18 protein-coding genes are annotated in these 21,227 nt (G+C 34.2%); 10 read left to right on the forward strand and 8 right to left on the reverse strand.

Annotated features, from left to right (window positions below; genetic code table 11):
• Positions 1-44: 44 nt before the first annotated feature.
• Positions 45-695, reverse strand: coding sequence for a hypothetical protein (locus ACFQ1Q_RS05735; protein WP_386128878.1), 651 nt, complete (start codon positions 693-695; stop codon positions 45-47).
• 162 nt (positions 696-857) lie between these two features.
• On the opposite strand from ACFQ1Q_RS05735, the gene ACFQ1Q_RS05740 reads away from it, so the two are divergent.
• On the forward strand, positions 858-1,487 hold the full coding sequence (locus ACFQ1Q_RS05740) for a hypothetical protein (RefSeq protein ID WP_386128880.1): 630 nt from the start codon (positions 858-860) through the stop codon (positions 1,485-1,487).
• Positions 1,488-1,530: 43 nt separating this feature from the next.
• Here ACFQ1Q_RS05740 and ACFQ1Q_RS05745 read toward each other — a convergent pair whose 3' ends face one another.
• From ACFQ1Q_RS05745 to ACFQ1Q_RS05775, 7 genes are all read right to left on the reverse strand, one after another.
• Positions 1,531-2,415, reverse strand: a complete 885-nt coding sequence (locus ACFQ1Q_RS05745; RefSeq protein WP_386128882.1) for a phospholipase D family protein — start codon at positions 2,413-2,415, stop codon at positions 1,531-1,533.
• A 6-nt stretch (positions 2,416-2,421) separates the two neighbouring features.
• Positions 2,422-5,499: an Eco57I restriction-modification methylase domain-containing protein gene (locus tag ACFQ1Q_RS05750; protein WP_386128884.1), complete on the reverse strand. Its 3,078-nt coding sequence runs from the start codon at positions 5,497-5,499 to the stop codon at positions 2,422-2,424.
• 98 nt (positions 5,500-5,597) lie between these two features.
• On the reverse strand, positions 5,598-6,497 hold the full coding sequence (locus ACFQ1Q_RS05755; RefSeq protein WP_386128886.1) for a hypothetical protein: 900 nt from the start codon (positions 6,495-6,497) through the stop codon (positions 5,598-5,600).
• Entirely contained in the window at positions 6,484-6,912 is a 429-nt protein-coding gene (locus ACFQ1Q_RS05760) for a hypothetical protein (RefSeq protein WP_386128888.1), read from the reverse strand. Before ACFQ1Q_RS05760 ends, ACFQ1Q_RS05755 begins: the two co-directional genes overlap by 14 nt.
• Positions 6,913-7,012: 100 nt before the next feature.
• A complete protein-coding gene (locus tag ACFQ1Q_RS05765) occupies positions 7,013-7,405 on the reverse strand; it encodes a hypothetical protein (RefSeq protein ID WP_386128889.1) in 393 nt (130 codons plus the stop codon).
• 15 nt (positions 7,406-7,420) lie between these two features.
• Positions 7,421-7,714: a DUF2188 domain-containing protein gene (locus tag ACFQ1Q_RS05770; protein WP_386128891.1), complete on the reverse strand. Its 294-nt coding sequence runs from the start codon at positions 7,712-7,714 to the stop codon at positions 7,421-7,423.
• A gap of 10 nt (positions 7,715-7,724) precedes the next feature.
• Positions 7,725-9,017, reverse strand: a complete 1,293-nt coding sequence (locus ACFQ1Q_RS05775; protein WP_386128893.1) for an aminopeptidase P family protein — start codon at positions 9,015-9,017, stop codon at positions 7,725-7,727.
• A 175-nt stretch (positions 9,018-9,192) separates the two neighbouring features.
• On the opposite strand from ACFQ1Q_RS05775, the gene ACFQ1Q_RS05780 reads away from it, so the two are divergent.
• The 9 genes from ACFQ1Q_RS05780 (at position 9,193) to ACFQ1Q_RS05820 (ending at position 21,226) form a co-directional block, all read left to right on the forward strand.
• Entirely contained in the window at positions 9,193-12,036 is a 2,844-nt protein-coding gene (locus ACFQ1Q_RS05780) for a WD40/YVTN/BNR-like repeat-containing protein (protein ID WP_386128895.1), read from the forward strand.
• Between the two features lie 16 nt (positions 12,037-12,052).
• Positions 12,053-12,916: a hypothetical protein gene (locus ACFQ1Q_RS05785; RefSeq protein WP_386128897.1), complete on the forward strand. Its 864-nt coding sequence runs from the start codon at positions 12,053-12,055 to the stop codon at positions 12,914-12,916.
• Between the two features lie 115 nt (positions 12,917-13,031).
• The gene (locus tag ACFQ1Q_RS05790) at positions 13,032-14,294 is read left to right on the forward strand and encodes a hypothetical protein (protein WP_386128899.1); all 1,263 of its coding nucleotides are present in this window, start codon (positions 13,032-13,034) and stop codon (positions 14,292-14,294) included.
• 98 nt (positions 14,295-14,392) lie between these two features.
• Complete coding sequence (locus ACFQ1Q_RS05795) at positions 14,393-15,079, forward strand: succinate dehydrogenase cytochrome b subunit (protein ID WP_386128901.1); 687 nt, start codon at positions 14,393-14,395, stop codon at positions 15,077-15,079.
• Positions 15,080-15,093: 14 nt separating this feature from the next.
• Positions 15,094-17,091 carry a fumarate reductase/succinate dehydrogenase flavoprotein subunit gene (locus tag ACFQ1Q_RS05800; RefSeq protein WP_386128902.1) on the forward strand — a complete coding sequence of 666 codons (1,998 nt, stop codon included), beginning with the start codon at positions 15,094-15,096 and terminating at the stop codon, positions 17,089-17,091.
• 7 nt (positions 17,092-17,098) lie between these two features.
• Positions 17,099-17,845, forward strand: coding sequence for a succinate dehydrogenase/fumarate reductase iron-sulfur subunit (locus ACFQ1Q_RS05805; protein WP_386128903.1), 747 nt, complete (start codon positions 17,099-17,101; stop codon positions 17,843-17,845).
• Positions 17,846-17,937: 92 nt separating this feature from the next.
• Complete coding sequence (locus ACFQ1Q_RS05810; RefSeq protein WP_386128905.1) at positions 17,938-18,897, forward strand: M20/M25/M40 family metallo-hydrolase; 960 nt, start codon at positions 17,938-17,940, stop codon at positions 18,895-18,897.
• Positions 18,898-19,011: 114 nt separating this feature from the next.
• Positions 19,012-20,784, forward strand: coding sequence for a MutS-related protein (locus ACFQ1Q_RS05815; protein WP_386128907.1), 1,773 nt, complete (start codon positions 19,012-19,014; stop codon positions 20,782-20,784).
• A 76-nt stretch (positions 20,785-20,860) separates the two neighbouring features.
• Positions 20,861-21,226: a S24 family peptidase gene (locus ACFQ1Q_RS05820; protein WP_386128909.1), complete on the forward strand. Its 366-nt coding sequence runs from the start codon at positions 20,861-20,863 to the stop codon at positions 21,224-21,226.
• The last annotated feature ends 1 nt before the right edge of the window (position 21,227 follow it).

Genomic DNA, 21,227 nt, shown 5'->3' on the forward strand with positions numbered 1-21,227 from the left:
AAAGCGCCGAAAGGCGCTTTTTTTAGAAGTTTTTTATAGGAGCATTATCCTCCAACACCCATATTTTTCATTTCTTCTAGGCTTTTAATTTCTGTGCCTTCTGGGATTACAACTTTATAATCTTTCATTTTTGCATTATCGTTAAATTCAACAGCTGTGTAGCTTATTGTAAATTCTTCGCTTTCAGTTATAAATTGTAAACAAAGACCAGGAACATTACTCGGCATTTGTTTCATTCCTTCAGGGCGCTTAAAATTTTCTGTATACCAGTAAGTTGAAACATTGCCAAACTCATCTTTAGTAATTGCTTTTTTACAGTTTACACCTAATATTTTTTTAGTCTCATCTATAAGTTCTACTTCGGTTTTGTTTTGTTCTTCATCATCTTTTAAGCTATCCGTATTTCCACTAAAGGCCATATTTCCCATTGTGCCGGTCATAAACATAGTCATTTTCTTAAGTTCAACATCAAGCTCCATTGTCATTGTCATCATTAATCCCATGTTAGTTTTTACCCAGGTGTTATTAGCATTTGCAGCAACCTCTATTGAAGAGCCATTCATTATTGTTTTCATCATTTCGGCATCTTCACTGCTTGTGTTAAATTCTGCTTTGTATTTAACGTAAAAACCAGTTTGCCCTAAGCTTGTAAATACAAAACACGCTATAAGTATAATACTGTAAGTAAATCTCATATGATTAAAAATTAAGATGAAACATATCAAAGTTACGATAATTACCTAACTTTTTGATTTATAGTATTATTAAAAAAAGTTTCTGCATATTACCTATTTACGACATTCATCGTATACTTTCACTTTCTATATTTTCAGAGGTTTGTAAAAAACAATGCAACCATGAAAACCACATTCAAACTTTTACTAATTACTTTGGTATTTTTCTCATGCAAAAAAGAAGTTCCAGTACCAGAAAATTGCGGTTTTAAAAAAACGCATGTCGTCGATATAAATTATAACGACACTTATAAATTACCACCAGTAGAATTTACAGTCGATTATACGGATAACCTAGAAATTAATCTTCCAAAAGAAGGCAAAAAGAACTACAATTTCGTTGGTTTTGTCTCAAAAGAAAATGACAAATTAATTGAACGCATAGACATTGGAAGCTATAAATTAACAGGCATTACAAAAGATAAGATAGACGAAAGCCTCAGCAATTTGTTAGAAAGTGTTCAAGGACTTTTTGAATTCTCGTATAAACTAAAAGATATCGTTGCGGAACAAAAAACCATTAACGGAAAAAAAGTTTACACGTTTGAAGCTGTTGGTACAGAAAAATTTGATGAAAACGAAAACCCAGAAGAATTTCTCATTCGCACCACATTGCATAGCAAAGAAAAATTATCTCCAAACGGACTCATGGTAATGCAAGTAGCAAGTAAAAATGGACCAATACAAACCCATGACGATTTTGCAACAAAAGGTTGTACAAGTTATGTGTATCGAACTTTGAGGTTTGAGTAGACGTGGTTAAACTATAGTAAAAAGCTCCGCAAGGCGCTTTTTTTTATAACAATTCAGACAATGACTCTGGATATACATTCCAAGTTGTACCGCTTTTATTCTTTTTATAGGCTAAGCCCAATTTTGAACCTTTTGGAGTAATAGTATTCTTATCAAGAATATACTCTTTATCTTTCATGAACTTTATAACCTCATCGTATGATTTATTTTTGAGTCTACCAAGGTTTGTTGCAGAATGAAATTTTTGATATTTACTTGATTGAGTCTTTTTTTGAATTTTGAATTCTTCTCTGGTTAAAGATTTTTCTTCTTGATTTTCAACGTTCACAAAATATTCTGACTTAAAGTCAAAAACTGAAACCTTTCGTGATAAATTACCACTGATTAATTCTTTAGTCAAGTCTAAGACTATTTCTGAGCCAACATAGTCTTTACCTAAAAGTTTCTTTTTGTAATTAGGTCGTTTAACAAACACAGCATAATTATTTTTTATAATATCCATTGTTTCTTCCCAAGCTTCGTAGTCGATATCATTACCAGCTAAAAAAGAATTTTCACTTATGACACCAAATTCAACATTATTATCAAAAGAGTAATCATAGAGATTTACAGATGTAATAATCCCTCGTTTTTCGTTAGCATAATATTTAGCATGTAGATTAGGAATATAGATTATGGAAACATTTGGGAAGTTTTTGAAATATTCAAAATCTTCTTTTTTGATACTCTTCCAAGGATTGTTTTCATTTTTTCCAAAGGCTATAAATATATGCAGGTCTGAGTTAGCTAGTAATTTGTTAAAAAGATGCTCTTTAAAATAATCATCTAATTTTATGTAAGGAGATACGATAAGCAAATCTTTTTTTGCATTACTAATTATATTACAAATAGCTTCTGTGAGCTCTTTACCTGTTATAAATTTTGCCATAATATTCTATTTCTTCGCGTCTTCCACAATAGCAATTTCCTCATCCGTTAAGCCGTACAAGTCATAAACCATTTGGTCTATTTCTTTATCCGTTTTATCTATTTCAGTTTTCAACTCCTCTGCTTTTTGCTTCTGTTCATTAAAATACTGCATCCATTCGGCTTCTTCGCTCAATGATAATTTACTGTACTCTGTTTCGTTCTCTTTTGCAGACTTTTTACGGGCTTTTTCTAATTCTGATAAGAATATACCGAAGTCGAGTTCGTGCCAGTTTTGAAGTTTTTTAGAAAAATTTATATCACTAAATTTAACTTTTAGATGATTTAATAGAAATAGAATTTTTTCAGTAAGTGCCTTTCTCTCTCTAACCGTTTTATTGACTATATCAAAGAATGCATCTTTATTATTATCATAATTTACTGGTAATGGTAATTTAAGTAAATGAATAATTTTTGTTTCTACAAAAGAACTTCCAATTCTAGGTGCAATTAATTTTCTAACACAGAATTGCGAAAATTTAGAATTTAAGATACACACAAAAACTGATAACAACTCCATTGAATTATCTTCTAAATTTTTTACTTGTAATGAGAAAAAATTATTTGATGCGTAGTTATTTTTATCAATAAAACATTTGAAGGGATTACCCGTTCTAGTAATATAAACTTTAGGATACATGAATATTTTTTCATCACGTAATGAAGCGTATTCTCCTTTATCTTTATCAATTACTTCCTTACGATAGTCAACATACCATCCAGCCATTTGACTATAATAGTTGTTAATTATATCCCCATTTTTACCGCCATAAAAAAGTGGTTTTTCATCTCCTCTTATCTGAGCATCAATAAATAATTTGTCTCGGCAATTTCCAGTATGTATTCCTTCATGAACTTGGGCTACTTTTTCAAATGTTTCAAGCTTTATAAGTTTATTTTTCAAGAGTACTTGCTGGTCGTCTAAGAGTAAATTATAAGTATTGAAGTAATTGGGTTCAATGATTTCTTTTTTGTTCCTTTTATAAGAAACTATATTTATTTGATTGTTTATATAGAAGTTTAAAGAATAAATTAATTCAGTAAATGACTCTTCTTTAAAAAATGTAAAGGAAATAACATCATGGTCTACTTGTGCAAACGGCTTTAAATCATCAGGCATGGATGAATTTTGATACCATATTAAGTTGTTTATTCCGCTGGTAAATATTTTTCTGGTTCTTTCAAAATCCTTTAACAAATAGCTATCTGGAATTACTAAACCTAGCACCTTCGTAAGTTCATAACATAAACCCATAAAATAAGTGTATGAATTAGGTGTCGATGAATCAATAATGGGGAATCTATTCTTGAAGTATTGTTTTTCCAATTTATTTAATTCAGCACCCCATGGTGGATTTCCAATGATTACATCAAAACCACCTTTTGCAAAAACTTCTGGAAATTCGTTTTTCCAATTAAAGGCTTTGTCTCCTGCAACACTTGGGTCGTCTATTAGACTGTTGCCACATTTTATATTATCGTTCAATGAAGTTAGTTTTCTGCCTTTTTGTGCAGTTCTTAACCAAAGCGAGAGTTTAGCAATTTCTACACTTTCTTCATTTATATCTACACCAAATAAATTGTTTTCTAAAATAGCATTTTCCACTTCACTCAATACCATGGCATCTCCAAACAATTTGGCTTGCAACTCATCAATGTATTGATGCTCCGCAATTAGAAATTCTAACGCTTGGTTTAAAAAAGCACCACTACCACAAGCTGGGTCGCAAATGGTAATTTGCAATAACCATTTTCTATAATCTTCTAATTTTTGAGATAACTTTTTTAAGGTCGATTTTTGTCTGCCTTTACGCTCTTTTTCGTATTCGGCTTCTTGTATGTTAAGTTCGGTTTTCTTTTCCTCGCAAAGTTTACCAACTGTATTATCTACAATGTATTTGGTAATATATTTTGGTGTGTAAAAAACACCGTCCTTTTTACGCTTGGTTTTACTTTGTTCGGTTGCTACACCTTGAATCTCAGCTTGAATTTCGTCAATGTCGTTTAACGAATGTTCAAAGATATGACCGAGTATGTTTACGCTTACTTCACTTTCAAAATCGTAGTTACTTAAATTAAGGGTGTGTTTGTGCAGTAAATCGTCATTAATTTTGATGTTATCTAAAATCTCGTCTGGTGCAAAAAGTCCACCATTGTAGGCAAAAATATCGTGTTGTTGGCCTTTGTGTCCTGTGTTCATATAACCGAAATATTTTTTAAATCGGTCGTACAAAGGAAAATACTCATCGTATTTATCTCTTAAGTCAGTCCATTGGCTTACGATAGAACGAATAGAATTTGGTGGCAATAACAATCTATCTTCTGCAAAAAAGATAAATAGAAAACGGTCGAGTAACTTTTGTGTTTTCTTGAATAACGTGAGTTTATCGTATTCGGGATTTTCATTTTGTATGGCATCAAAAATTTCGTTTCTAAATGACGCATAATCTCTGTAAAGCTTTTTAGTGACGTTTTCCTCTTGTGTTAAAGATTCGTCTTTAATCTTTTTCGGAATGTCTTTTAGAAGATAGTCAGACGATAGGCAAAGCCAAAGAATGTCGAAACGCTCTTTTGTAAGCTGAAACAGATTAAATTCCTCAAAATCAACGGCGTTGTCTATGTAAAAACGCAACTTTTCAAAGTTAGAGGTTATCACATAATTACATCCTGGTTGGTTGTTTTTATATCCAAATGCTTGTGTTTCTACTTTACTTAAATCGGTGGTGTTTGTGCCTTTTAGCTCAATAACCGCAAGTGCTTTGTCGCCTTTTAGAATTGCTCCATCTGTCTTTTTAGAGCCTTTTATGTTTTTTAATTCCGTTGTGAGATTAAAGTTAGGCGTTGGGTTTTTAGTGTAACCTAAAACATTCACAAAAAGATCAATTAAGAATTCGCCTTGGTATTGCTCTTCTTTGGAGTTCCTGATGTTTTCTTGAATGGTCGGATTATGGAAATGGCTTGTAAATACTTGGAATGCTTCTGCAACTTTATCGGCTTGTAATCCTTTAAGATATTTGTTAAGTACTGAGTTTTGAAATAATGCCATTTAAAATTCTATGAAAGTTGTTTGGTTTGTAGTAAAGATTAAAGATAAAAAAAGCCCTTGGTAAAACAAGGGCTTTCAGAGAAAGATGACTCTTAGTATTAATTTTTCAAGTTGATTTTAAATTGAACAGTCAATGTGCTATATTCTTGATTAATTAAACCAGAGAAAGGATTTGCTCCTTTATTCCAAGTGTAAGCAAGCAACAATTTGTTTGTATCATTTATCACGTAGGATAGGCCTGTTGATAAAGACCTCAATGGATTAATATCTAAATCTGTATCTCCAATAAATGGAGCTCTAGAATCTAATTTATATGTTACAAAAATAATTTCTGGTTGCTTAAAAGCTTTTTTGAGCAATCCATAAAATGGAAATGCGCTTACTGAAAAACTAGCTTTTCCAAATAAAACTTCTTCATCTCCACCAATGTAGCCTAAGCCTAAATCATAGTCCCAACGAAAACTTAACAATTGGTCTGGTGCTGATTTAGTTCCAATTAATGGTATTGGCGCATCAACATAAAATAAACTATTGCTTCTAAAGTCTTCGTACTTAAAACCTAAATGTGCTTGTAAAGCTTTTTTATCTGTAATAAAATTCTCTGATATTTTCAAATTCTGTGATAAAATATACTGTCCTTTTGAATCTTCATAATCATTAGTGATAATTTGCGATGCAGTTAAACCAAATTGCTTGACGTCTTGCTCATTGCTTATGAGTGTGTTTTTTTGAACTTCATATGCAATTCCAATACTATAAGAGAATTTATCGTCTCTTTCCCAATTTAAAGCACCTTCAACAAATCCGTTAATTAAAAATGAGTTAGCTATTGTATCATTTGCAGGAAACGTAGCAATTAGTTGCGCAGGCTTGGCTTTTGTAAATGTATTTTGAGAAGATTGACCAAAGTTAAGGGCAAAACTAGGATTCTTTTTTTCTTGTGCATTTAGATTAAAACTAATGAGAACACATATTATTATTATATTATGCAGCTTCATACTTATCTACGATTAAATTAACTACTTCTGATACTTTTTTACATTTTTTCACCTTAGTTAAAGACATTTTTGGGATGATCGTCCCAGGTTTTCCTTTTAAAACTAAATGTTTCAACACGATTTGACATCTCTGTTTTAAACCATATGTGGAAGAAATAAATGGGTTGCTCATTTTTAAATCGTTCCTTAAATCCGAATCAATCTTAAATGGAAAATTCATATTGCGATAGTCACGTGTATGGTATTCAAGATTTTTAAATACTATATCATTCAGCTTGCCGTCCCTTTGGATTTCAGCAATGATTTTATGTAAAGTCTTTATGGTTGCGGGATTATTTGTTATTCCCATTAAATGTTTAAGACCTTCTAAAAGAACAATTGCTTCAGATCTATCAACTTCAAATTCTATTTTCATAATTAATAAAGATTTAATTAGATTATAAAACTAAACACCAAGACAAAAGCAAACCATACCCGATAATGGGTATTTTAATACGAAGTCGAAATTTTAAATTTTAGGACTTTGCTTTCCAAAACACATACCCAAAAAACAACATAAATAAAAAGTCATTAACCCCATAAATGGTATAGAAAATACCAGCAAACGTGTCTTGGTCATAAAGCGCAGAAAGACTGTTGTTATTTTGCCAAAGCAACCATACAATAACATAAACTAATTTTTCAATTACGAAAACTAGCAACAGCCAAGGCACTTTGTAGTAACTTTTACTTACAGCAATGTATGCGAAACCCCAAAGCATAATAGCAATGAGACCAAACTTGCCCATAACTTCTGGTTGTGCAGTTAGCATCGCCTGATTTGTAAATGCTTTAGACAAAATTAAAACGCCTACAATGTTACTTAAGCCTGCAATTACAAATCCTTTTTGAATGACTGATGCTTTCATAAATTTCTTTTTGTGTTAATCTCTAAAACTAATCCGATTCCGAATTCCACCACTTTCACGATGAATTATCACATCAGATTTCTTACGGTTTGCAATAGTTTTTGCCTTATTAATAGCTGTAGATTGTTTACGGTGTTTAGAGGTAATCCGTTTGTTGCCTTCACGTCTTACAGCCCAACCATCTTCATAAGGTACAACATGTTGGTGCCATGTACGGTTGTTGGATGCTGAGCCTGTCGAAGCACCTAAAGCTTCGAGAATAACCTTAATGATATCAACTATTGCTTTAGACCATGATTTTGAAGACATATTTTAAAAATTACGAGTTCATCAAGTCTTCAATCTCTTCAGCCTCAATCGGGATATTTCTCATAAGGTTAAACGGCTCACCAGACTCTTGAATTACCACATCGTCTTCTAAACGAATACCAAAACCTTCGTCTGGTATGTAAATTCCAGGTTCTACTGTAAAAACCTGATTCGCTTGCATAGGTTCGTGAAGCAACCCATAATCGTGTGTGTCTAAACCTATATGGTGACTCGTGCCATGCATAAAGTATTTTTTGTAGGCTGGCCAATCAGGATTTTCGTTTTGTACATCGGCTTTGTCTAACAAGCCTAAACCTAATAATTCTGAAGTCATGAGTTTACCAACTTCTATATGGTATTCTTCCCAATATGCACCAGGAACGAGTAATTTTGTTGCTTCGTCTTTAACACGATTCACAGCATTATAGACTTGCTTTTGTCGCTCTGTAAATTTCCCTGAAACAGGAATAGTACGGCTCATGTCACTACTATAATTAGCATATTCTGCACCAACATCAAGCAGAATTAAATCGCCAGCTTTACATTGTTGGTTATTTTCAATGTAATGCAATACGTTAGCATTGTTTCCTGAAGCTATAATTGGTGTGTACGCAAAACCTTTAGAACGATTGTTTAAAAACTCGTGCATAAACTCGGCTTCCAGATTGTATTCCCAAACACCAGGTTTAGTAAACTTAAGAATACGTCTAAACCCTTTTTCGGTAATATCGCAGGCTTTTTGCATTAAGTCTAATTCTATTTGTTCTTTTACAGAACGTAAACGTTGTAAAATAGGATTACTTTTGGCCACATTATGCGCAGGATATTTGTCTTTTAGCCATTTGGTAAAACGGTCTTCGCGCGTTTCGGTTTCTACATTGGCACGGTAATGCTCATTAGTATTAATGTAAACCGTTTCGGCTTGGGTCATTAATTCGAATAGCACTTTTTCTAAATCTTGTAACCAATACACGGTTTTTACACCAGAGGTTTCAAAGGCTTTTTCTTTGGTGAGTTTTTCGCCTTCCCAAACGGCAATATGGTCATTTGTTTCTTTAAGAAATAAGATTTCGCGATGTTTTGCTTTTGGACAATCTGGGAAAAGGACCAAAATACTTTCTTCTTGGTCAACGCCACTGAGGTAAAAAATATCACGATGTTGCGCAAAAGGTAAGGTGCTATCTGCACTAACAGGATAGATGTCGTTAGAATTAAAAACGGCTAAACTGTTTGGTTGCATTGCAGCCATAAAGTTTTTACGGTTTTTTATAAAAAGTTGGCGGTCGATTAAATCGTATTTCATGAGTAATGATTTTCTGTCTGTTTGAACTAACGGTAGTATGTAATTCGTTATAGTTTCAAAAATAAACAATCGAAGCCATAAGCAAAAGCAAAGCAGACATTCTGTTAAACTTTTATTAGCAATTTTGAAGCTGAAAAGAGATTGGTTAATTTCATGCCACTAAAAAACCACCACCATGAACTATTTTAAAGTATTCTCATTTTTTCTTTTTATCTCTTCAGTTTTAGGATTTGCGCAACAACCAGCAACATCTGCCGAAACTATAAAAGCGGCCTTAGAGCAAAAACGCCAAATGACCGAAAACTCATTGGTAAAAAATGTGCCTTTTAAAAATATTGGACCAACAATTATGAGTGGTCGTGTGGTCGCTGTCGATGTAAATCCAGACATGCCATCCGAGTTTTACGTAGGCTACGCGTCTGGAGGTGTGTGGCATACAAAGAATAACGGGACGACTTTCGAGCCTATTTTAGATAGCTCAGACACTCAAAATGTAGGTGATATTGCCGTGCATTGGCCAACTCGCACCATTTATGTAGGTACAGGCGAGAATAATGCGTCGCGAAGCTCTTATGCAGGTATTGGGATTTTAAAATCTACCGACAATGGTAAGTCTTGGGAAAATTTGGGTCTGATGGACGCACACCATTTTGCGCCGATATTAATTCATCCTGATAATCCTGATGTGGTCGTTGTTGGTGCAACGGGACATTTATATTCTGAAAATGATGAACGTGGCATTTACAAAACTACCGATGGTGGAAAAACATGGAAACAAACGCTTTTTGTAGACAATATGAGCGGTATTATAGACTTACAACAAAATCCAAATAATTACAATGTGATGTTTGCCACCTCGTGGACAAAAGACCGTAAAGCATGGAATTTTACAGGTAACGGAAGCAACTCTGCCATTTACAAAAGTACGGATGCTGGCGAAACTTGGACTAAAGTTTCAACGGCTTCAAGCGGTTTCCCAACGGGCGAAGGTGTTGGACGTATTGGTGTTGCTGTATTCAATGACAATGTGGTTTATGCCATACACGATAGCCAATTTAGACGACCAGACGATAAAAAGAAATCGGACAGTCGTGGATTAACAAAAGACGATTTTAAGTCGATGTCTAATGCTGAATTTTTGGCACTTGAAGACAAAAAACTAAACACGTTTTTAAAGACGAATGGCTTTCAAGAAAAATACCGTGCAGAGAATGTGAAGCAAATGGTACGCAGCGGAAACGTAAAACCAATTGATTTGGCAAAATATCTCGAAGATGCCAATTCTATGTTATTTGACACGCCAGTGGTTGGTGCCGAAGTGTATAAAAGCACTGATGGTGGAAAATCGTGGAAGAAAACACATGACGATTATTTAGACGGCATTTATTTCAGCTATGGCTATTATTTTGGTCACATCCATGTATCGCCAGCGGATGCTAATCATATTTACATTTATGGCGTTCCGATTGTAAAATCTAAAGACGGCGGAAAAACATTCAAATCTATTAGTGCTGAGAATGTTCACGCCGACCATCATGCGCTTTGGATTAATCCTAAGAATCCAAATCACTTAGTAAATGGTAATGACGGTGGTGTTAATATTACCTACGACGATGGCGAAAATTGGATTAAAAATAATTCGCCTTCAGTTGGGCAATTTTATGCCATTAATGTCGATAACGAAAAGCCTTATAATGTGTATGGTGGTTTACAAGATAATGGCGTTTGGAAAGGTGCTAACAATGCCAGAGAAGATAAAAGTTGGTATCAGCAAGGTCAATATCCTTGGAAATCTATTATGGGTGGTGATGGCATGCAAGTTCAGATAGATAACAGAAATTCTAATGTTGTTTACACAGGATTTCAGTTTGGTAATTATTATCGTTTAAATTTAGAAACTGGAGATAGAACGTACATTCAGCCAAAGCATACCTTAGGTGAGAATCCATATCGTTTTAATTGGCAAACCCCAATATTATTATCACCACACAATCAAGATATTTTATATCTCGGTGGCAATAAATTGATGCGCAGTATGAATCAGGGTAATGATTGGGAAGCGATTAGTCCAGATTTAACTAATGGCGGCAAAAAAGGAAACGTAGCTTACGGTACGTTGGCGACCATTAGTGAAAGTCCGTTTAAATTTGGTGTAATTTATACCGGTAGTGATGATGGACTAGTACACGTTACTAAAGATGCAGGCGGCAGTTGGACTAATATTTCTACCGGATTACCAAAAGATTTATGGGTAAGTCGTGTTGTGGCGTCTCAGCACAAAAAAGAGCGTGTTTATGTAACGCTTAACGGTTACCGTTGGGATGATTTTAAGGTGTATGTTTATATGAGTGATAATTATGGGCAAAGTTGGAAAGACATTTCTGGAAATATTCCAGCGTCTCCTGTTAATGTGATTCGTGAAGATTCGGAAAATGAAAACATCTTGTATTTGGGGACAGATAATGGTGCTTATGTGTCTTTTAATCAAGGTGAAAGTTGGGAAGTCTTTTCTAATGGCGTACCTAATGTTGCAGTCCATGATATTGTTATTCAACCTGAAGCAAAAGACCTACTATTAGGTACGCATGGACGAAGTATTTACAAGGCAAACGTAGCACCGTTGCAGATGATGAATTCTAAAATGAATTCTGAAGCTGTGACGCTTTTTAACATCAATCCAATTCGCTATTCTAGCCGTTGGGGAAGTTCTTGGAGTAAATGGTTAGACGCTTACGAGCCTGAAACTACAATTCAGTTTTTTAGCAATTCAAAAGAAGAAAAAGTAATTAAAATCCTATCAGAAAACGGTGCTGAATTAAATCGAATGACCGTTAAAGCAGATAAAGGCTTTAATTATGTAGATTACAATTTAGAATTAACCAAAAAAGGGAGAAAAGCTTTATTAAAAGAAAACACAAGCATTGATATTAACGAAGCGAGCAACGGAAAATATTATTTGCCAAAAGGCGTTTATACTGTAATGATTGGTGATACTAAAACCAATCTCACTATAAAATAAACGAAGCCTCTTAATTATGAAATACCTACTTTTTTTGGTGATATTTGCATCTATATTTTCGTGTAGTGACGAAAACGAAAGTGCACCAACAAGTACACCAAATCTCATTGTAAAACTAAATTTTGATGCAAATCAACAACGCTTAGATAACTTGGGACAGCCGGCAACAATTCCCACAGGGAATGCAGCACAAACGCCAATTATTCAAAAAATGAGCGCCAATTATATAGAGTTAGCTCCAGATAGATTTACACAAATAGGCGAAGGTGAAATAATATATTCTGGAGCGGAAACTTCGGCTGGCGGTAATTTAGCTATAGATTTTCAGCAAGCTATTTTAGCAGGGCAAGACGATACGTTTGTAACAATTCCTCTGAGTCAAATTTCTTCCGGAACTTACGATTGGATACGTGTTTCTCTGTCTTATCAAGAAGGAAAAATTAACGTTCTTACAGACGCTGCAGGCGAAGTTACAGGAACGTTAGCAAGCTTTGTTGGCTATAACAATTACATCACCAATTTTGATTTAAACGGTAGCAATATCTCAGTAAATGATGATAAACCACAAGGTTTTTGGGCGTTTGAAGCTTTAGGTTTCACCGTGCAAGGTCAAGCACCCGAAGGTGCAACAACAGTACCAAACCCTTTGTTTGATTCTTCTCCAATTCCTCAAGGGTCATGTATAGTCACTGGTGAATTTAATAACGGCTTTACCATTACAGGAAACGAAACTCAAGATGTTGTGGTGACGCTTTCATTTTCTATCAATAATAGTTTTGAATGGACTGAAGTTAATATTGATGGAAAATACGAACCTTCGGCTGGTGAACAAGTGGTTGATATGGGATTGAGAGGATTAATCCCTTTAGTTTCAAACTAAGTTTTAACAAAATTATAAGAGTGGTTTTTTGTTAAAACAAACTAAAAATTAACTTTTACCGTTTGTTAAGTTATTAGGTTTGTGAACCTAATTATTCATCAATCGCTAACCAGACATGTTAAACCGTTTATTACTCCTATCCTTTTTTTGTTTTTTTGCAAACTCTTTTTCGCAAGAAGACACTCAAACAAAATCCACAGAAGAGGTTAAAATCTTTCTTGATTGTGACCGTTGTGACCAAGAATTTTTACGCCAAAACTTAGGGAATGTACAATTTGTACGAGACCAAGATTTAGGTGATGTTCATATTTTTGTTGTTACGCAACGTAATGGTGCCAGAGGTCAAAGTTATGAGATGGATTTTATAGGAAAAAACGACTTAGAAAAAATTAACTACAAACTTAATTTTTCTACGGACGGTAACATGACCAATGATGATGAGCGTAGAAGAGTTTTAGAATATTTAAAACTTGGATTGGTGCGTTTTTGGATTGCAAGAGGCACCATTGATGAGGTTGTAGTAAATGTACCAACTCCCGAAAATGAAGAAGAAAAAGTTGAAGAAAAAGACCCTTGGGATTATTGGTTGTTTAGACTTGGAGCTAGCGGCTTTTTTAACGGCCAAGAACAAAGTAAAAGTAGTAATCTCAATTTCAGCGTATCAGCAAGACGTGTTACGGAAAATAATAAATTTAACATGTTTGCCCGTTATGGAGAGAATAGGTCAACATTTACTTTTATAAACGAAGATGGTAGTGAAGATGATTTTGTAGTTTTCAATAATAATAGACGTTTAAATGTTAGTGATATCATTAGTATTAACGACCACTGGTCTTATGGTATTTTCACAAGCATTGGCACCTCAACTTTCAGTAATTTCGATTTGTTTTGGACGGCAAGACCAGCCTTAGAATACAGTTTTTTTGATTATGCAGATTCTGCTAAAAAACAGCTAACAATTTCGTACCGAAACGGTATTCGTTACAATGACTATATTGAAAGAACGGTTTTTAATGAAACTGAAGAATATTTTTGGGAACACGGTATTCAATTAGGTGGAAGAATCAATCAAGAATGGGGAAATTTAAATGCTGAAGTTTCATTTAATCAATTTTTACAAGACCCTAGTTTAAATGCATTAAATTTCTTTTTAGGAACAAATGTGCGATTATTTAAAGGTTTTAACTTTAATGTAAGTGGTAGTTATTCTATAACTAGAAATCAGGTAAATATTCCAGGTGGCGATTTAACCGTAGAAGAATTATTGTTACAACAACAGCAGTTACAATCTGGTTTTAATTATTTTGTCAGTGTTGGTTTCAACTACTCGTTTGGATCAATCTATAACACGGTTGTCAATCCGCGTTTCGATTTTTAATTAAAACCATTCTAAATAATGAATTAGCTCAGTGTCTTGTTGGCAATACGCGTTTTGAGCAGTATCTTTGTTAAACTAACACAAAGATTTATTCGACAATGAGCGGAATTTTAAATTCTTCGATTGGAAGAAAGTTTGCCATGGCACTTTCGGCACTCTTCCTAATGGTTTTTTTATTACAACATTTTGCAATTAATATACTTTCAGTTTTTAGTCCTGATGCCTTCAACGAAGCGTCACATTTCATGGGTACATTCTGGGCAGTACAATACATTTTGCAACCTATTTTAATTGCAGGTGTTATTTTTCATTTTGTAATGGGTTTTGTTCTCGAAATTCAAAATAGTAGAGCAAGACAAATTAGTTACGTAAAAAACAACGGTAACGCAAACTCCTCTTGGATGAGCCGTAATATGTTGTTAACAGGAGCTGTTGTTTTAGCATTTTTATGCTTACACATGTACGATTTCTGGATTCATGAAATTACGGTTAAGTATGTAGAAGGAGATATGAGTGGTCTTATAAATCCAAATAATCCAGATAGTGGTTATAGATACTTTGAAGAACTTCAGGAAAAATTTGTAGACATATGGCGTGTAGTACTTTATGTAATAAGTTTTATATTATTAAGCTTACACTTACTTCACGGTTTTAACTCGGCTTTTCAATCAGTCGGTGCAAATAATAAATATACAAAAGGACTAAAACGATTTAGCAAATTGTATGCAATAGGCATACCAGCAGGCTTTGTTTTCATTGCCCTATTTCATCATTTTAGTCATTAAAAATAAGAGATATTATGGCTTTAGATTCTAAAATACCTCAAGGTCCACTAGCAGATAAGTGGACAACTTATAAAAACGAAATTAATTTAGTCAATCCTGCAAATAAACGTAACATTGATGTTATTGTTGTTGGAACAGGTTTAGCCGGCGGCTCTGCTGCGGCAACTTTAGCTGAATTAGGATACAATGTTAAGGCTTTTTGCTTTCAGGATTCTCCAAGACGCGCGCACTCTATTGCGGCTCAAGGTGGAATTAACGCTGCAAAAAACTATCAAGGCGATGGAGATTCTACTTACCGATTATTCTACGATACCGTAAAAGGTGGAGATTACCGTAGCCGTGAAGCAAACGTATACAGACTTGCAGAAGTCTCAGCAAATATTATAGACCAATGTGTAGCACAAGGTGTTCCTTTTGCTCGTGAGTATGGTGGACTTTTAGATAACCGTTCTTTTGGTGGTGTACTAGTTTCTCGTACATTTTATGCGGCAGGACAAACAGGTCAGCAATTATTATTAGGCGCATATTCTGCCATGAACCGACAAATTGGCCGTGGCAAAATAAAAATGTACAACCGTCACGAAATGCTAGATGTTGTAATCGTCGATGGAAAAGCACGAGGAATTATTACGCGTAATTTAATTACTGGTGAAATCGAAAGACATTCAGCTCACGCAGTTGTTTTAGGCTCTGGTGGTTACGGAAATGTTTTCTTCTTATCGACTAACGCAATGGGAAGTAATGTAACTGCAGCTTGGAAAGCGCACAAGCGTGGAGCCTTCTTTGCAAATCCTTGTTATACTCAAATTCACCCAACATGTATTCCAGTTTCTGGAGACCATCAATCTAAGTTAACGTTGATGTCAGAGTCTTTACGTAATGATGGTCGTATTTGGGTTCCAAAACACAAAAAAGACGTTGAGGCTATTAGAAACAAAACGCTAAAGCCTACCGAAATAAAAGAAGAAGACCGTGATTATTATTTAGAGCGTCGTTATCCAGCTTTTGGTAATTTAGTACCTCGTGATGTAGCATCTCGTGCTGCTAAAGAGCGTGCTGATGCTGGCTATGGTGTTAATGCTACAGGAGAAGCAGTTTACTTAGATTTTGCTTCGGCAATTGAGCGTTACGGAAAAGAGCAAGCTTATGTTAAAGGTTTAGATGCCAATGATGCAGCCTTAGTAAAAAAATTAGGTCAAGAAGTAGTTAAAACAAAGTATGGAAACTTGTTTCAGATGTACGAAAAAATCGTTGACGAAAATCCATACGAGACTCCAATGATGATTTATCCTGCGGTTCATTACACAATGGGTGGACTTTGGGTAGATTACAACTTAATGACCAACGTTCCTGGATTATACGCCATTGGTGAAGCTAATTTCTCTGATCATGGTGCCAACAGACTAGGAGCTTCAGCATTAATGCAAGGCTTAGCAGACGGTTATTTCGTATTGCCATATACCATTGGTGATTATTTAGCAGACGATATCCGTACAGGTCCAATTTCTACAGAAACTAAAGAATTTGAAGAAGCTGAAGCTGAAGTAAAACAACGCATTGAGCATTTAATCAATAATAACGGAACACATTCTGTAGACTATTTCCACAAACGATTAGGTAAAATTATGTGGAATAAATGTGGTATGGCAAGAAACGCAGAAGATTTAAAATCTGCTATTAACGAAATTTCTGAACTAAGAGCAGAATTTTGGAAAGACGTTCGTGTACCAGGAACTAACGAAGAATTTAATGAAGAATTAGCTAAAGCTGGTCGTGTTGCTGATTTCTTGGAGTTGGGAGAATTATTTGCTAAAGATGCTTTACAACGAGAAGAATCTGCTGGTGGTCACTTTAGAGAAGAGTACCAAACAGAAGAAGGAGAAGCTGTTCGTAAAAAAGAATTCCAATATGTTTCTGCATGGGAATATAAAGGCGAACCTAAAGATGCCGTTCTTCATAAAGAAGAATTAGTGTACGAAAATATTAAAGTAAAAGAAAGAAGTTACAAATAGAAAAGCTATGAATTTAACGTTAAAAATATGGCGTCAAAAAAACGCTAACGCTAAAGGAAAGATGGTTGATTACCCAATCAGTAATATCTCGCCAGATATGTCTTTTCTTGAAATGCTAGATGTTTTAAATAACGAATTAATTGAAAAAGGAGAAGAACCAGTATCTTTTGATCACGATTGCCGTGAAGGAATTTGTGGGTCTTGTTCATTATATATAAATGGTGAAGCTCACGGTCCAGACCGTTTAATTACGACATGTCAATTACATATGCGTACATTTAAAGATGGCGAAACTATTGTTATAGAACCTTGGAGAGCAAAAGCATTTCCTGTTATAAAAGATTTAATTGTAGATCGATCCGCTTTTGACCGTATTCAGCATGCAGGTGGTTTTATTTCTGTAAACACATCTGGTAATACAATTGATGCAAATACAATTCCGATTGAAAAAGAAGATGCCGATAATGCATTTATGGCAGCAACCTGTATTGGTTGTGGAGCTTGTGTAGCAAGTTGTAAAAACTCTTCAGCTATGTTATTTGTTGGTGCTAAAGTATCTCAATTTGCATTATTACCACAAGGCCAAGTAGAAGCAACAGACCGCGTGTTAAATATGGTAAAGCAAATGGACGAAGAAGGCTTTGGTAACTGTACAAATACCGGTGCATGCGAAGTTGAATGTCCTAAAGGCATTTCTTTAGAAAACATTGCAAGAATGAATCGTGAATACCTTTCAGCAAGTCTTAAAGGTTAATTGACGAAAAAATAATCTTATTTATATTTTAAAATCCTAAGTTTATGCTTAGGATTTTTTATGTCTTTAAACAAAATCAATAATCTTACTTAATGAAAAACTTCATTCAAATTTTAGTCGTATGTTTTACTTTCGTTTTTGTTCAATCTTGCGGGCAAAACAAAAAAGAAGACAAAGTTAAAGACAAAGTAACTTCAGAAAAATCGACAAATGTAGCGACGACAAGTTATGATAGTGATGTGCTATTGAAACACATTAAAACCTTAAGTTCTGATAAATTTGAAGGAAGAAAAACAGGAACTGAAGGCAACAAAAAAGCACAAGATTATATAGTAACTCAGTTTAAAAGTTTAGAAATTAAACCGTTTGGCTCTGACTACAAACATAATTTTCAATTTAAAAGAAAAGCAAAAACCTTTGATGCTACTAACGTTTTGGCAATGGTTGAAGGTACAGAGCATCCTAAAACCTACATTGTTATTTCAGCACATTATGATCATTTAGGCATGTCTAAAGATGGTAAAATTTATAACGGTGCTGATGATGATGCATCTGGTGTTGCCGCTTTGTTTGCTTTTGCTGAGATGCTTAAAGCAAATCCACCAAAACATTCAGTTATACTTGCAGCCTTCGATGCGGAAGAAATGGGCTTACAAGGCGCAAAATATTTTGTAGATAAAATGAAGGATACCAATATCATAGCCAATATTAATATGGATATGATAAGCCGAAGCTCAAAAAATGAATTGTATGCTGTTGGCAGTCGGTATACCGAAGGTTTAAAGACACTAATTTCAGAATTTAAAAATCCTACAGAAACCAAATTATTAGTTGGTCATGATGGTGCAGATGGTAAAGAAGATTGGACATTCGCCTCAGACCACGGGCCATTTCACAGGGCAGAAATTCCTTTTTTATATTTTGGAAACGAAGACCATGCCGCTTACCATAAGCCAACAGATGATTTTGAAGATATTACGCCAGAATTCTACAAAAATTCAGTAACCATTATTCATGCGGTCTTTAGAGATTTGGACGCAAAAGGGTTATAAATTTCAGAGTTAAAGATTATTATAAAGTAAGTTCAAATATTTCGATGTTTCCATCAAAATGTTTCAAGAACTCTTGCTTTGTTTTTAGTATATTTCAAAACCTAAATTTGACTCATGCAACATCCTTCAGAATTTTATAAATCGCAATTAGAAACTCATCAAAACAGGTCAAAAGCTTTGTTTCAAAAACTAAGCTTAATGAGTTTTTTGCGTCTAGGTATTTTTGTAGTCACAGGTTTTGGAATTTATTTTTTCTTTACAAAATGGCAATTGGCGTTGGCAATTGGCATTATTGGCACTGCAGTTTTTTTGTTTTTACTTTCAAAATATACCGATTTAAAATTAGAGCGTGCACGCTATAAGCGGTTGGTAAAAATCAACCAAGAAGAATTAAATATAGCTAGCGGCGATTTTCATAATAGAGCTGATGGATTAGACTATCAAAACCCGAAGCATTTTTACAGTCTCGATATCGATTTGTTTGGTGTCGGCTCTTTTTTTCAATTTATCAATAGAACAACCATAAAGGAAGGCACGCAAAAACTAGTCACAAATCTTTTGGCTAATGACATTACAAACATCCAATTGCGCCAAAACGCTATTAAAGAACTGGCACAAAAACCACAATGGCGGCAAAATTATTCTGCCGTAGCCCAAGGCGTTTCTATAGAACATTCTGCAGCTAGCATTGTCCAATATTTAAAAGAATATAAGCCGTTTTTAAGTAAACAATGGTTTGTGGCTACAATTGCTTTTAGTCTACTGTCTATTAGTGTTTTAGCTTTAGCAATTACCGAAATTATTCCTATTGCTTACATGGGATATTGGTTACTTTTGGGATTGGGCTTAACAGGTCGTTTTCTAAAGCCTATAAACGATGTTTCGCTTCGTACCTCAAAAGCAAAGGATACATTTAGGCAATACGCCCAATTATTAAATGCTATTGAAAACACTGATTTTTCTTCAGAATTATTAAAAAAGCAACAAGAAAAAATTCAATATGAAGGGAAAAAAGCATCAACCATTTTTTCTGAATTCTCTAAATATATTGATGCTTTAGATAACAGAAATAATTTAATTTCAGCCATATTCGGAAATGGTTATTTTCTTTGGGATATCCGCCAAACTTACAAAATTGAACAATGGATAAATAGCTACGCTTTTAAGGTAGAAGATTGGTTTGAGGTTGTTACGTTTTTTGATGCTTTCAACACTTTAGGTAATTATGCTTTTAATCATCAGGCGTTTTCCTTTCCAGAAATTGTTGAACATAAACATACGATTTTGGCAAAAGACTTAGGACATCCGTTGTTAAAAGTAGAGAAACGTATAGACAGTGACTTAGATTTACAACAAGAACAATTTTTTATTATAACAGGCGCCAATATGGCTGGTAAAAGCACGTTTTTAAGAACCGTTGCTTTACATATTGTTATGGCTAACGTCGGTTTGCCTGTTTGTGCAAAAGAGAGCAAATACAAACCTATAAAACTAATTACAAGTATGCGTACCACAGATTCGCTTACGGATGACAGCAGTTACTTTTTTAGTGAACTAACGCGCTTAAAATTTGTGGTTGATACTATTGAAAAAGATAACAACTATTTCATCATTCTGGACGAAATCTTAAAAGGTACAAACAGCACAGATAAAGCCATTGGTTCAAGAAAATTTGTAGAAAAATTAGTAAAGTTAAATGCTACAGGAATTATTGCCACACACGATTTGAGTCTTACAGAAATTGAAAACGAATTAGAACCTGTAAAAAACTATTATTTTGACGCGCAGATTGTAAACGACGAGCTTTTTTTTGACTACAAACTCAAACAAGGCGTTTGCCAAAATATGAATGCGAGTTTTTTGCTGAAAAAGATGGAAATTATCTAGCCGACATTTTTAAAATTGTTAATGCTTTGATTCAGAATTAACATTTGCATATTGCTTTTTGTTTTAGATTTATAACGTGGAAAATTCTAAGGCAAGTCATATCAATAAATCCAAAAAAAGCTACCGTGTATCTCGGCCAACACAGACCGGTTTTTCTAGTCCTGCAACCCATTATACAGAGCCGAGAATAGACCTTAACGATGTTCTTGTAGAAAATCAATCGGCTACATTTTTTGTTAGGGTTATTGATGAAGCTTATGAAGAATTTAATATCTTCGAAAAAGATGTTTTAATCATTGATAAGTCCTTAACTCCAAAAGACAATCAGCTTATAGTTGTAATTCAGGATGATGCTTTTAAAATCATAAGATTTAGTAAAACGCTAAATATTGAATTTCAACTTTGGGGTGTAATTACTTACGTTATAAAGTACGTTCTGTAAA

Origin of the sequence: Winogradskyella litorisediminis, assembly GCF_042675765.1 — a bacterium.
GTDB lineage: Bacteria > Bacteroidota > Bacteroidia > Flavobacteriales > Flavobacteriaceae > Winogradskyella > Winogradskyella litorisediminis.

What these genes read in the sequence shown, in the direction of transcription:
- ACFQ1Q_RS05780 (WP_386128895.1), top strand. Translation starts at nt 9,193, where the DNA reads ATGAACTATTTTAAAGTATTCTCATTTTTTCTTTTTATCTCTTCAGTT.
- ACFQ1Q_RS05800 (WP_386128902.1), top strand. Translation starts at nt 15,094, where the DNA reads ATGGCTTTAGATTCTAAAATACCTCAAGGTCCACTAGCAGATAAGTGG.
- ACFQ1Q_RS05805 (WP_386128903.1), top strand. Translation starts at nt 17,099, where the DNA reads ATGAATTTAACGTTAAAAATATGGCGTCAAAAAAACGCTAACGCTAAA.
- ACFQ1Q_RS05815 (WP_386128907.1), top strand. Translation starts at nt 19,012, where the DNA reads ATGCAACATCCTTCAGAATTTTATAAATCGCAATTAGAAACTCATCAA.
- ACFQ1Q_RS05810 (WP_386128905.1), top strand. Translation starts at nt 17,938, where the DNA reads ATGAAAAACTTCATTCAAATTTTAGTCGTATGTTTTACTTTCGTTTTT.
- ACFQ1Q_RS05740 (WP_386128880.1), top strand. Translation starts at nt 858, where the DNA reads ATGAAAACCACATTCAAACTTTTACTAATTACTTTGGTATTTTTCTCA.
- ACFQ1Q_RS05770 (WP_386128891.1), bottom strand. Translation starts at nt 7,714, where the DNA reads ATGTCTTCAAAATCATGGTCTAAAGCAATAGTTGATATCATTAAGGTT.
- ACFQ1Q_RS05750 (WP_386128884.1), bottom strand. Translation starts at nt 5,499, where the DNA reads ATGGCATTATTTCAAAACTCAGTACTTAACAAATATCTTAAAGGATTA.
- ACFQ1Q_RS05790 (WP_386128899.1), top strand. Translation starts at nt 13,032, where the DNA reads ATGTTAAACCGTTTATTACTCCTATCCTTTTTTTGTTTTTTTGCAAAC.
- ACFQ1Q_RS05755 (WP_386128886.1), bottom strand. Translation starts at nt 6,497, where the DNA reads ATGAAGCTGCATAATATAATAATAATATGTGTTCTCATTAGTTTTAAT.
- ACFQ1Q_RS05745 (WP_386128882.1), bottom strand. Translation starts at nt 2,415, where the DNA reads ATGGCAAAATTTATAACAGGTAAAGAGCTCACAGAAGCTATTTGTAAT.
- ACFQ1Q_RS05760 (WP_386128888.1), bottom strand. Translation starts at nt 6,912, where the DNA reads ATGAAAATAGAATTTGAAGTTGATAGATCTGAAGCAATTGTTCTTTTA.
- ACFQ1Q_RS05795 (WP_386128901.1), top strand. Translation starts at nt 14,393, where the DNA reads ATGAGCGGAATTTTAAATTCTTCGATTGGAAGAAAGTTTGCCATGGCA.
- ACFQ1Q_RS05785 (WP_386128897.1), top strand. Translation starts at nt 12,053, where the DNA reads ATGAAATACCTACTTTTTTTGGTGATATTTGCATCTATATTTTCGTGT.
- ACFQ1Q_RS05765 (WP_386128889.1), bottom strand. Translation starts at nt 7,405, where the DNA reads ATGAAAGCATCAGTCATTCAAAAAGGATTTGTAATTGCAGGCTTAAGT.
- ACFQ1Q_RS05735 (WP_386128878.1), bottom strand. Translation starts at nt 695, where the DNA reads ATGAGATTTACTTACAGTATTATACTTATAGCGTGTTTTGTATTTACA.
- ACFQ1Q_RS05775 (WP_386128893.1), bottom strand. Translation starts at nt 9,017, where the DNA reads ATGAAATACGATTTAATCGACCGCCAACTTTTTATAAAAAACCGTAAA.